Origin of the sequence: Anaerocolumna cellulosilytica, from assembly GCF_014218335.1 — a bacterium.
Classification (GTDB): Bacteria; Bacillota; Clostridia; order Lachnospirales; family Lachnospiraceae; genus Anaerocolumna; species Anaerocolumna cellulosilytica.
Map to the genome: position 1 here is coordinate 1,178,626 of NZ_AP023367.1, position 12,988 is coordinate 1,191,613.

10 protein-coding genes are annotated in these 12,988 nt (G+C 36.8%); 7 read left to right on the forward strand and 3 right to left on the reverse strand.

Annotated features, from left to right (window positions below):
- The first annotated feature begins 170 nt into the window (after positions 1-170).
- Positions 171-926: a 4-hydroxy-tetrahydrodipicolinate reductase gene (dapB, locus tag acsn021_RS05095; RefSeq protein ID WP_184090632.1), complete on the forward strand. Its 756-nt coding sequence runs from the start codon at positions 171-173 to the stop codon at positions 924-926.
- 130 nt (positions 927-1,056) lie between these two features.
- Here dapB and acsn021_RS05100 read toward each other — a convergent pair whose 3' ends face one another.
- Positions 1,057-1,380 carry a hypothetical protein gene (locus acsn021_RS05100; RefSeq protein ID WP_184090635.1) on the reverse strand — a complete coding sequence of 108 codons (324 nt, stop codon included), beginning with the start codon at positions 1,378-1,380 and terminating at the stop codon, positions 1,057-1,059.
- Positions 1,373-1,579 carry a helix-turn-helix transcriptional regulator gene (locus tag acsn021_RS05105; protein ID WP_330601719.1) on the reverse strand — a complete coding sequence of 69 codons (207 nt, stop codon included), beginning with the start codon at positions 1,577-1,579 and terminating at the stop codon, positions 1,373-1,375. Before acsn021_RS05105 ends, acsn021_RS05100 begins: the two co-directional genes overlap by 8 nt.
- A 385-nt stretch (positions 1,580-1,964) precedes the next feature.
- Between acsn021_RS05105 and acsn021_RS05110 the strand changes: the two genes are divergently transcribed.
- The 5 genes from acsn021_RS05110 (at position 1,965) to acsn021_RS05130 (ending at position 9,778) form a co-directional block, all read left to right on the forward strand.
- Positions 1,965-3,056, forward strand: a complete 1,092-nt coding sequence (locus acsn021_RS05110) for an ABC transporter ATP-binding protein (protein WP_184090641.1) — start codon at positions 1,965-1,967, stop codon at positions 3,054-3,056.
- On the forward strand, positions 3,040-3,903 hold the full coding sequence (locus acsn021_RS05115; RefSeq protein ID WP_184090644.1) for an ABC transporter permease: 864 nt from the start codon (positions 3,040-3,042) through the stop codon (positions 3,901-3,903). Before acsn021_RS05110 ends, acsn021_RS05115 begins: the two co-directional genes overlap by 17 nt.
- A 17-nt stretch (positions 3,904-3,920) precedes the next feature.
- Positions 3,921-5,474: a GldG family protein gene (locus acsn021_RS05120; RefSeq protein ID WP_184090647.1), complete on the forward strand. Its 1,554-nt coding sequence runs from the start codon at positions 3,921-3,923 to the stop codon at positions 5,472-5,474.
- A complete protein-coding gene (locus tag acsn021_RS05125) occupies positions 5,474-7,027 on the forward strand; it encodes a DUF4340 domain-containing protein (protein ID WP_184090650.1) in 1,554 nt (517 codons plus the stop codon). Before acsn021_RS05120 ends, acsn021_RS05125 begins: the two co-directional genes overlap by 1 nt.
- A 375-nt stretch (positions 7,028-7,402) precedes the next feature.
- Positions 7,403-9,778, forward strand: a complete 2,376-nt coding sequence (locus acsn021_RS05130; RefSeq protein ID WP_184090653.1) for a SpoIID/LytB domain-containing protein — start codon at positions 7,403-7,405, stop codon at positions 9,776-9,778.
- On the opposite strand, the gene acsn021_RS05135 is transcribed toward acsn021_RS05130, so the two are convergent.
- Positions 9,768-10,700: a YihY/virulence factor BrkB family protein gene (locus tag acsn021_RS05135; RefSeq protein WP_184090656.1), complete on the reverse strand. Its 933-nt coding sequence runs from the start codon at positions 10,698-10,700 to the stop codon at positions 9,768-9,770. The genes acsn021_RS05130 and acsn021_RS05135 overlap by 11 nt on opposite strands.
- 457 nt (positions 10,701-11,157) lie before the next feature.
- On the opposite strand from acsn021_RS05135, the gene acsn021_RS05140 reads away from it, so the two are divergent.
- Complete coding sequence (locus acsn021_RS05140) at positions 11,158-12,882, forward strand: methyl-accepting chemotaxis protein (RefSeq protein WP_184090659.1); 1,725 nt, start codon at positions 11,158-11,160, stop codon at positions 12,880-12,882.
- Positions 12,883-12,988 lie beyond the last annotated feature (106 nt).

Genomic DNA, 12,988 nt, shown 5'->3' on the forward strand with positions numbered 1-12,988 from the left:
ATTGCATCTGTAAGCAGATGTGGCAATGGATATAATTAGGACTGTAATTTGATAGCTTAACAAAGAGCCTTAAGATAATACGAATAGGAAAGGACTGCCATACAGGAGGCTTTCGGCTCAGATAGATATGGCAGAGGAGTAGTAACATACTCCTTGCAATGGTGTTGAACATGAAGAAGATAATACTGCGTGGCTGCAACGGCAGAATGGGGCAGGAAATAACGAAACTCGTGAAACTGAATGAGCAGACAGAAATTGTAGCAGGAGTCGATGTCACTAATACAATAGATAACGGATATCCGGTATATTTAAGCTTTGAAGAGGTAAAAGAAAAAGCAGATGTAATAATTGATTTTGCTTCTCCTAAAAACATCTCTGAAATGCTGGAATTTGCGAAAGTCAACAAGGTTCCGATTGTACTTTGCACGACAGGACTTTCTGAGAATGATATTAGGGCAGTTGAAGAAACCGCGAAAGAAGTGGCGGTATTACGTTCTGCGAATATGTCATTGGGTGTAAATGTTATGATTAAGCTATTAAAAGCTGCGGCAAAGATGTTAGAATCTGCGGATTTTGATATTGAAATTGTAGAAAAGCACCACAATCAAAAGCTGGATGCACCGTCTGGTACCGCCCTTGCATTGGCTGATGGTATCAATGAGGTATTATCTGAAAAATACGACTACAAATATGACCGTTCCGAAGACAGAAAGAAGAGAGAAAAGAAAGAAATCGGTATCTCTGCAGTCAGAGGAGGAACCATTGTCGGAGAACATGAAGTAATCTTTGCGGGACTTGACGAAATCATTGAAATTAAGCATACAGCATACTCTAGGGTAATCTTTGCAAAAGGAGCCGTTCATGGTGCTGTTTTTCTGGCAGATAAAGGGCCTGGATTATATCAGATGAGTGATGTAATCAGCTAAGTTTTAAGTAAAATAAGAATAATTAATATACAAATATGAAAAAAGGAGATTGGTTATAAAGCCAGTCTCCGTTTTGTATTATAGACAATTTTGATGGACATCCTTAGCACTGAGTATTCGTTTTCATAAGTTACAGTCGATTGTCGAAATATCCTAATGCAAATACTTCTATGGCATTGCGCAAACCGACGAATAATAAGCCATAAGTTAGAACACGATTAAACGTAAAGGTTATTTGAATATCATAAAATAGCGATACCATGTTTCCGGCAAATAATAATAATAGCAAGATATTGTTTGAATGATTCGCCATATTATTAGCTTTGTTTTGTATCAACTGCCAACGTTCATCGTTTTTGTATTCTATGCTCTTTTTCGCCTTGCACATATAAAGAAAAAGAGTAATACCGGTAGCAGCAATAAGAAAAAATAAAATAATAGTTTGCTCATTCATTGTTTTCGCCCTCCTTGTGTTCAAAAACTTCATTGATTGAAACATTAAAAACTTCTGCAATTTTGAAAGCTAACTCTAATGAGGGAGTATATCTATACTTCTCAATTGATATAACCGCTTGCCGGGAAATACCTGCCCTATCGGCTAATTCAGCTTGTGTCCAATCACGCTCCGCTCTCAAGACCTTAATTCGATTCATTATCAAGGTATCACCTCCTTGTCAAAATGTAATCTATTGATTACATTTTGTCAATAAAGTAGTACTATTTTTTATCCAGTCTGCTTTTTAAATTTTCTGTTAATCGGAATATATACATTCCAATTAAACTGTTTTTTTAAGGTAAAATAGAAACTACATTAAGAAAGCAACTGAAAAAAGAGACTATATGCTATTAGCAATCTACTCTATAAGTAGAAAAAAGACCGTACGAATATAACAAAACCGGAATAATGGTAACAAATGTGAAATATTTGTGAAATTTTTCCCAAATGTGTACATTGTTCACAATTTTTTCGCAAACTACATGTAACATATATTTGTTAGGGGCTATTTACGGTCCAATTCTTATAAGGAGGAGAAACGATTGATAGAAGTTAAAAATCTAACGAAAAAGTATGGGGAGCATCTGGCAGTTGATAATTTAAGCTTTACGGTTGATAAGGGTCAGATTCTGGGTTTTTTGGGGCCGAATGGAGCTGGGAAATCAACGACTATGAACATTTTAACCGGTTACATATCTGCCACTGACGGAACCGTGCTGATTGATGGGCACGATATCTTTGAAGAACCAGAGGAGGCAAAAAAAAGTATTGGCTATTTGCCGGAAATACCACCGCTCTATCAGGATATGACGGTCAGAGAGTATTTGAATTTTGTTGCTGATATTAAACAGGTGAAAAAATCTGAAAAGGCAACTATGTTAACCCAAATCATGGGAATGACAAAAATAGCAGATGTTTCAGAACGCCTGATAAAACAACTCTCAAAAGGCTATAAGCAAAGGGTGGGATTAGCACAGTCAATTGTAGGGTTTCCAGATGTTTTAATACTCGATGAGCCAACCGTAGGTCTTGATCCCATGCAAATTATTGAAATCAGGGATTTAATCAAAGAATTAAGCAAAAAACATACAATTATTCTAAGTTCCCACATCTTATCGGAAATCAGTGCCATCTGTGACAGGGTAATGATTATCAATAAAGGACGACTTCTTGTAAGTGACACTCCAGATAATTTATCAAAGCATATTGGCGGCTCCAATGGCCTGCATCTTAAAGTAAAAGGTGAAAAAGACGTTATAAAGAAAGCATTAGGAAATATAGATGATATTGCAAAGATAGATTTTGATAGTTCAGAAGCAGATGGCTTTGTCAAATTTACGGCTTATTCAGCAGAAGATAAGGATATCAGAGAAAAGGTATTTTATGCTTTAAGTGACGCAAGATGCCCGATTATGGATATGAAATCCACCAGTATGTCTCTGGAGGATATCTTCCTTGAAGTAACCAAAACAGAACCGGAGGCAAAGACTGCAAAAAATCCAGTATTTAAGAAAAGACAAAAAGTCATAAATCAAAATAACGTAGAACAAAAAATGGATAATGAAACTGTTAAAATACCTGTAGTACAGGAAATGGAGCAAAGGGAGGAAAAACAAGATGCTGGCAATTTATAAAAAAGAGCTGAAATCCTATTTTACTTCGATGATGGGATATGTATTTATTGCATTTTTTCTGGTGATTGTTGGTATTTATTTTGTGGTCTATAACATGTTTAGTTTATATGCCAACTTTGAATATGTATTATCCAGTGTATCCTTTATATTTATTTTATTAATTCCTATCTTAACTATGCGGCTTATGGCTGAAGAAAAGAAGCAAAAGACAGACCAACTGTTATTTACAGCACCCTTGCCGGTTGGAAAAATTATTGCCGGTAAATTTTTTGCAGTAGCAACTGTATTTATAGTGGCTATGGGGATTATCAGCTTGTATCCGCTTATCTTACTCCAATTTGGAGCAGTACCTTTAAAAGCAGCTTATGCCTCTATACTTGGGTTTACTCTCCTTGGGGGAGCGTATATTGCTATCGGTTTATTTATATCTGCTTTGACAGAAAGTCAGGTCGTTGCTGCCGTTATATCCTTTGTTGTTATTCTGGTTACAGCCTTAATGGATGGTCTGGTGAATTATCTGCCTACAGATAACCGTTCTGCTTGGTTAATTTTTTCATGTATTGTATTGCTCCTTGGCTGGGTGCTCCATTCCATGATGCATAACCTTACCATAACAGTAAGTTGTGTGCTGTTTGCAGAAATAGCACTTACTTTGGTTTATGCTATAAAGCCGGTATTATTTGATGGTTTGGTAACCAGAGTATTTAATTGGTTTTCTGTTATTGCTAGATTTGATAACTTTAATCAGGGTATCTTGAATCTGTCATCCGTAATTTACTATAGTAGTGTTATGTTTTTATTTTTGTTTCTTACCGTTCAGGCAATCAAGAAACGCCGATGGAGCTAAAGGAGGGAGATGAGAAAATGAGTAATCAGCAAAATGAAGATAACAAAAAAGATAAAAATGAAATTATCGAAGGGCAGTCTTTACTGCAACCAGAGGAGATAAATGCAGAAGCAGAGAACAATAAAAAGAATAGCTCGAAGAATATGATAAGCGGCGTAAAAGCCTCCTTCCGCTCGAAAAAATTTAAAGGTGGAGCCTATGCTACGGCTGTATCTGCAATTGTGATTGTTATGGTACTTATAGTAAATATAATTGTAACGGAATTAGGGTTTAAGATTGATGTCAGTGGTGAAGGTATGTATACCTTAACTGATGTAACAAAGGATTATGTATCTAATATAAAAGATGACATAACCATTTATTACATGGCGCAGTCAGGTGGAGAAGATAGTACATATACAGAAATTATTGAAAAATATCCAACTCTTACTAGCCACATAAAGCTGGAGTATAAAGATCCGGTGTTGTATCCCAATTTTGCAAAACAGTATGTAGAAGATGAGGTAACAGACAACAGTGTTATAGTTGTAAATAACAGCAACGGCAGAGCCAAGTTTGTAAGCAGCAGTGACATGCTGGTGTCAGAGATTGATTATAATTCGTATCAGTCCTATGTAACCGGGATTGATGTGGAGGGGCAAATTACTTCGGCCATTCAATACGTAACGACCGAAGATTTACCTATTATGTATACAATTGAAGGACACGGTGAAACACCTATCAGTAGCACCCTAGCTTCTTCACTGGCTAAAATGAATGTAACCACTAAGTCTCTGGCTACCTTAACAGCAAAAACCATACCTGAGGATTGTTCCATTTTGTTAATTAATGCACCTCAGTCAGATTTTTCTACGGAAGAAGCTACCATGATTAAAAGTTATCTGGAGGCCGGAGGAAATGCCATGATTTTTGCGAATTACGGAGATTATGGTTTGACCAATTTTAATAGTTTACTTGCCTATTATGGCATTGGTCTGGTGGAGGGTGTTGTTTTAGAGGGCAGTCAGGGATATTATATGGGGCAATACATTAATAATCTGGTGCCTAACATAGAGACTCATGATATAACCTCCTCGTTAAATACAGCACAGACTGCGGTTGTAGTTCCGTTAGCAAGCGGAATCCAGGTTCTAAATACAGCTAGAAGCACCATTACCGCAGAGCCTTTGCTTGTAACATCTGATACTGCATATTCCAAAGTGAATGTACAGTCAGATACTGTAGAAAAAGAAGAGGGGGATATTGACGGACCTTTTCAATTGGGAGTAGCTGTTAAGGAAACCTACGGTGAGGTGGAAACCAAGCTTGTAGTATATGGTTCTCCCTTATTAATTGACGAGAGTATGGTAACTTATTCTTCAATAGGAAACCTGGATTTATTTCTAAACTCTGTGAATTATTTATCGAATCAGCAGGATACCTTAGCAGTACGTACCAGAAGTCTTGCACAGGAATATTTAACAATGAATGCAGCACAGGTTAACTTCTGGGCTGTGTTGGTGGTAATCGTTATTCCTGCATTTGTATTAGGGTTTGGAGGATTTATCTGTATCAGAAGGAGGCGTAAATGATGGCAGGCGGTAAGAAGAAAAGCAAAAACCTGCTTCTGCTCTTGATAGGAATGGTGCTACTGATAGGAGTATATCTCTTATTGGTGCAATATAATAAGAAGGAGCAGTCAGAAGCTGAGATAGCAGATGAATCAACAAACTCAATTCTTACCTTGGAAGCAGATCGGATTGATACGATCTATTTTAAAAACAGCTCAGGTGAGATGACTATAAAAAAGGGGGCAGATGGAGTCTGGAAATATACAGAAGACGAAACTTTTCCCGTAAGGCAGACCAATGCAGAAAACATGAAAAATGCCCTGACGAACATTACCTCAAGCAGAACAATAACAGAGGATACAAAAGAGCTTGCAGCCTATGGTCTCAATAGCCCGTCTATACAGATAACCGTTACTACAAAGGACGGGGAAGCTACAAATATCTCCCTTGGTACAGAAGTACCCATAGCAGGAGGTCATTATGCTAGATTAAATGATGGGAATGAAGTATATATTGTTACTACTGCATTTTATAATTATTTTAATTACAACTTAACTCAGATGACAGAGGTTGAAACCATACCCTCTATAACAGCAGAAAATATTACCCATCTGGCAGTGGAAAGTAAGGATAAGCAGCCATTTGAAGTAGTCTATGACTCTGAAAAATCCTCTGATTTATCGGGCTTTACAAAATGGACGATGGTAAAACCTTACGCTGCCAAAATACCGGCTGACACAGATGCACTTACTACATTATTCGGTAATTATACTGGACTTTCTTTTCTGGCCTGTGTAGATTACAAAGGGGAAGATTTAAGCAAATATGGTCTTGATAAGCCTTATGGTATGTTTTCTGTGAATTATTATGATGAGGTTACAGAAGAAGCTTTAGAAGAACCAGACAAGGATGTTCCTAGTACTGATGAAAAGTCTGAGAAGAATACCCAGACAGACAATACAAAAGCTGAACAAGAAACGAAAAAGGTGTATTATAGTTATGAATTATGTATCGGGAATCAGGATGAAGCAGGGAACTATTATGCAAAATCAAAAGATTCTAATGCAGTGCATACAATTAGTGCCGATACGGTAGAGAAGTTATTAGAGATTGATGCTTACAGTAATAGTTATCATTATATTAACTTAATAAATATAGAGGCAGTAAATCAGGTTACTATTCATACGGGTGGTAATAACTATGTGTTAGCAATAGAAAAAACAAAGGAATCAAAAGATGGTACAGAGTCTGAGGTGTTAAAATATTATTATAATGGTAAAGAAGCAGAAGAAACCAGTTTTAAGGAATTATACCAGGCTATAATAGCTCCTGTGACCGATCGGGAAATTCCAAGTACCGATGCAGGCAGCAATGCGGATGATAAGACTGCAGTTATGAGTGTAACCTATCAGCTGACTACTAGAAAAGAACCTTTGGTTATCCAGTATAAACCTTATGATGATAGCTTTTATAGAGTGAATTCTGACGGTGTTGAATACTTCTTAACCGATGCAAGGATAATTAATGAATTGGCGGTGAAGTTAAAAGAATTCAAACCCCAGACGCAAAAATAAAACTTTTGGAATAGAAAATACATGAAACTTCTAGGGTTTTCCGGTTATACATCAAGATTGATGCAGGAAAACCCTGGAGTTTTTTTTTTTTATATTGAAAAGGTTTAATGACTGCTTTTGATATATGAAACTTTAGTACTAATTCGTAAAAAATGCCCTATATTTTGTTGACATAATCTTTTTATGACTGTATATAATGTAATACAAGCATTATAGCAGAGGTGTAAAGACAGATAGCTTCTGTATGGATGTAAAAGGCCTGCTTGTGAGCTCAGAAAAAGTAAGCGGGAAAGGGTGCCAGAACAGAATGGCCTGAACAGGCGCTTAATGGCGGTAACACCTTTAAAGACAAGTGTGTTACATAAAGGTATTATTATGAAGAAAAAATTATGGCTGATGGGAATTTGTATCATTATACTATCCCTTATATTCATAGGAAATATATACAAGCAGATAACGGGAGACGGGAACGGGAAAAGTGATGATTATATCTACCGGGAAGAAACAATGTTAACGGTAGAAGAAGCGGAAGGCTTGCTAAAATATTTGGGAATTGGCCAGGGAGAATTAAAGTTTGAAAAAGGAGAAGAATATCTGACTTTTTTACAGGGGAAAAAGGGATTAGACCTTCTTGCTAATAAATATAAATTCGATGTTGAAGCAGTTAAGAGTAAATTATCCTTTGACTTTTCAACAGTGCCAGAGAATAAGATAATGCTTATAGAAGAATTTATGAATTTATATGAAGGTGTAATAAAGGCATTGCCTGAGAATGAAAAGGTTGTAGAGCTAAAAGAGCTATATGTATTAGGAATAAATGAGTCAGAACAGGAAGAAAGGCTGCCTCTGCTAATAACAGACCAGGGAGTGTTTAGCTATTTAACTCTATATGGTGATAAAAAGGTTGCAAAGGATTTTAAATCCTACGTAGATAGTAAGCTAGAGGTCTTTATAAAAGGGAGTGAAATCCTGTACATAAAAGGAGTACTTAATGAGACAACCACCCTTCATAATGTCTTTATAACCAATGGTTCTGACAGCACTGTATCTGTTTTTTTAAACGGGATAGAAAGGGATTTCGAAACAAAATATAAGCTGTCCCAAAACATTGAAGAGGTAGTGGCAGATATTGTAATTCAGGATAAAAGGATTATCAAGGTTAGTCTGAAACCGGATACCATCGGAGGAAAAGTACTTGTAGCAAATGAAAAGTATATTGAAATAGAAGGTTATGGCAAGGTAAATTTAGATAACTATTACAGAATCTACAAAGTATATGGTGATTTATCCATGGAAGTAACGAATGGAATACTGGTAGGTTATAAGGCGACTGACTTTGTAGTAGCAGATGGAAAGATTGTGGCAGCTTTAATTAAAGAGCCGATAACAGCTGAAAATATCCGGGTTTTAATCAAAACAGATAACTTTAAAAGTCTGTTCCATGAAAAGGTTCAATTTACATCGGATAAGCCTTTTACCATTACTGCCGGAGATACAACCAAAAGCTACAAGGCAGGAGAAAAAATAACAATCAAGCCAACCAATAAACTGTTAAAGAAGGGGCGGCTTCGAATTGAAAGCAGTTCAGAAAATGCAAAATTTCAAGTACTGTCCGTAGCCAGATCCGATAATACACCGGCGTATCGTGGGGTACTAGAGATTGCACTGGAAGACGAAGGGCTGACATTGATTAATGAATTATCGATTGAAGAGTATCTGTATGCGGTCATTCCAAGCGAGATGCCGACTTACTATGGTTTAGAGCCCTTAAAAGTACAGGCAATCTGTGCTAGAAGTTATGCTTATAACCAATTACTGGCCAATAGTTACAGCCGGTATGGTGCCCATGTTGATGACAGTGTAAGTTATCAGGTTTACAATAATATACCAGAGAATGAGGACAGTATTTTGGCTGTTAAGGATACCTTTGGTAAAGTCATGCGCTATGAGAATCAGGTGATAACAGCTTATTATTTTTCCACCTCCTATGGTCACACGGCTTCTATAAAAGAGGTTTGGGGTGGAAGTGGGGATATAAATTATCTTATAGGAAAGTTACAGACCGTATACAGCGTGAATCATCAGGACTCTTTTAAAACTTCCGATGATGAAACTATGCCGGTTTCAAATAACACTTCGCAGGAAGTGGACTTATCCACAGATAAGGCTTTTCGCAACTTTTTGAAAAATGATAAAATAAAAACCTACGACAGCGAATTTGCTTGGTATCGCTGGTCGGTTACCATTGCAAAAGAGGATTTAAAAAAATCTATAGACAAAAGCCTGGCTTCACGGTATCAGGCAAACCCGGCGCTAATTCAGACCTTAACGGGCGGAAGTGTTGATTCCAAACCTCAGTACGAGAGTAAACCAGTCAATACCATTGGGAATATTGTGGATATAAAGGTTGGAAAAAGAGAAAAGAGCGGTATTCTTTCTGAACTTATATTAATTGGCAGTGATTGCACCATAAAAGTCCAGACAGAGTATAATATTAGAACACTTCTTGCACCCCTTTTTGATGATGTCGTTCGTCAGGATGAGAGTACAGCTTCCGGATTATCCATGCTGCCAAGTGCATATTTTGTAATGGATAAGAAAAAAGGCAGTATTGTATTTCAAGGCGGTGGGTATGGACACGGAGTTGGTATGAGCCAGAATGGAGTAAAGGCAATGGCAGATTCCGGTAAAAGTTATGAGGAAATCTTAAAACATTATTATACTGGGGTAGAAATCAGCATTATTTACTAGCTGTTGTATCCTCAGAATCCTGCTTAATAGCAGTGGCACGTATCTTTTGACGTCTCTTGTAATCCTTTCGGTGGCGGAGTAAATATTTTAAATAATAAACTAAGTCACCGGAGGATAGAACCACATTAATTTCACCGCCGATAAAGAGAATATACATGATAAAGTAAAACCACAACATAAAAAGAACAATGGCAGTCAGGCTTCCGTAAGTATTGGAATAATTACTCATATTATCAATATAGAAGGAATACAGGTAAGAAAATCCCATCCATCCGGCAGCACAAAGCAGAGCACCGGGAAGTTCTTTTAAAGCTCTGGTGTTGCGGTTAGGTATAATAGTATAGAGCATTACGAAAAAAACAGTTAAGATTAAAAGCCCAGCAATAGTACGAATACTAATAATTACAAGAGCTAAGTCACTTAAAATTGGTATTTTGCTTTCAATCCAAATATATAGTTGGTTACCAAATACTAAGATTATCATAGTAATAATCAGCATAACGGCGAGTACAAAAGTATATACAGATGATAAAAAGCGGAGTTTGAAGTAGTTGCGGCTCTCTTTTATTCCATAAACAGCATTCAGCCCCTTTATAATAGACAGTACGCCTTTAGAAGCTGACCATAATGCAGAGATTGCAGTGACAGATATAATAGTGCCGGAAGCTTTATCAAATATTTCTTTTACAATACCTATAATTAATGAATTAACACTGGCGGGAAATATTTGTGTTAGTGTGGTAAGCAGTGTGTTTTCTGTGATAGGAAGGTACTGTACTAAGGTTAGCAGCAGCATAAAAAACGGAAAGAAAGAGATAATGACAAAAAAAGCCGCATGAGCAGAGAAAGCGGATACATTGTCATCCCGAACCTTTCGGTTAAAAGCTTGTATTATTTTATAAAGGGATAAAATCAAATTCATAAATTGCCTCTTTTATTTTTATTATATGCCTCAGATGCCCTGCTTAGTCCAGCGCAGGGGTGTTCCTTTCTATTATACCACGATATGGAATATATGTATACAAACTAGAAGGCATTTCCTAGGTTGCTGCCAATTAGGAAAGCTATTATGCTTATGGAGAACTAGGAATCTGAAGAAAAAGTGAATGTAAAAAAGTCACAGTAAATCCATATTGACGGAGGCATAAAATTGTGATACTGTTTCTGTGTAATATTCTGTCGAAGCAATGTTATGCCAAATACGATACTTATAAACGACTATAGGTCCAACGTGTAAATATAAGAACTGAAAGGGCCAGGTAAATAAAATTGAGGGAGGTTTTAGACTGTGGCATATTATGTGTTGCAGTTTTTTGTTTACAAGATATCTATTGAATGCTAAGTATTGGAATTCAATCATGGACAAAGGAGAGAAATTTATGAACATCTTAAGTAAACTAAAAATCAGAACCAAACTTACTATCCTTATTGCTACTTTAATGGTTGGTATACTCTGCGTTGGATTAGCAGGATTGTTCTATAACCAGAAATCTAATAAGGCAATGAAAACGCTTTATGAGGACAACCTTGTTATAGTGCAAATGCTAAGTGACGTAAGAAATTATACCAGAGTTAACTTTGCAAATGTATTAAAATTAATGACCTCCACAGATGCACAATATCAAAAGAAAACGTTGGAGGATATTTCAGTAAGGGATAAGACCATTACTACAAACCTTGAGGAATATGGTAAGTCAGAGCTTGATGAATTTGAGCAGGAGCTTTTCAGCAGAGTCATGGGAAAATACATGGACTGGACAACGGTATCCGGAGAAATCTTAAACTATGTGCAGGCTGGCAATAGTACGGAAGCTTTAAACCTTTTTAAGTCTAAGGGCGAAGTTGTTTTTGAAGATATGCAAAACGACATTAAAGAACTGGCAAATTATAATGTCAATCAGTCCTCGGATACTTTTACAACTAGTGAGAATGATGCCAGAGATTCTTTTAACATTCTTTTTATTGTAGTAGCAGCAGTAGCAGTTATAGGGTCATCTTTAGGATTAGCCATTGCTTACAGTATCACTAAGCCAATCAAACTTTTGGTGGGTGCGATTAATAATACTTCTGAATTGAATTTAAGAAACGATAACACACTCGAATCCCTTAAGAAATACAAAGGGGAAATCGGGATTATGGCCGGGTCAGTTATGAAGATGCAGGAAGCACTTCGAAATACCATCATAACATTATCAAATATAGCTAACAGTCTTTCCACAAGTGCAGAAGAACTATCATCCTCTACTGAAGAAAATTCAAAGACCGTTCATCAGGTAGTAACGGCAATTAATGAAATAGCAGAAGGAAATGGAAGTCAGGCGGAAATGGTATCAAGTACCAGTGCTACAATGACAGCGGTTTCAAAGAGTATAGATGAAGTAAACAAAGCAATTCTCACGAATTCCGAAAACTCACAGTATTCATTAAAAATTGTTGAGAAGGGACAGAAGGCCGTCGATGTAACCAGTGGCAAGATGAAAGAAAATATTATGGTTACCGGTGAAGTTTATGATTCCATACAGGAGCTAACAGAGTATATGTTACAGGTAAGCAACATCACTCAACTAATTAATGAAATAGCCTCTCAGACGAATTTATTAGCACTAAATGCAGCCATTGAGGCAGCAAGAGCTGGCGAAGCAGGAAAAGGTTTTTCTGTAGTGGCGGAGGAAATTAGAAAATTGGCGGAACAATCTTCCGGAGCAGTACAGGAAATTTCAGCTATTATTAATAATACTGTTATAAAAAATAAGACAGCCTCTGAAAAGATAGACCAAGTTAAAGTCATTGTCTCCGAGCAGGAGAAGGTATTAGATACAACCAGAGTCGTATTCGAACAAATAAAGAAGTCTGTTGAGAATATAGCGGAACAAGCGGAATATTCAGCAGGCCTTTTAAGTACCATTGACGAAGATTCCAAGAATATAGCTGCTCAGACGCAGGACATGGCAGCAGTTGCTGAGGAATCAGCTGCAAGTTCAGAGGAAATATCAGCTTCTAGTGAGGAGCAGTTGGCAACTATAGAAATGATTGCCCAGGCATCGGGTGATTTAGCTGAGCTGGCGACACAATTAAAGGGAGAAATCAAACGGTTTACATTGTAAATTACATCTATAAAATTGAAAACTTTATCTTGACAACAGATAATAGTATGCTACAATGTAGTTACATATGAAAATAAACAAAGGCTATGAAGGTGTTATGCTGTGC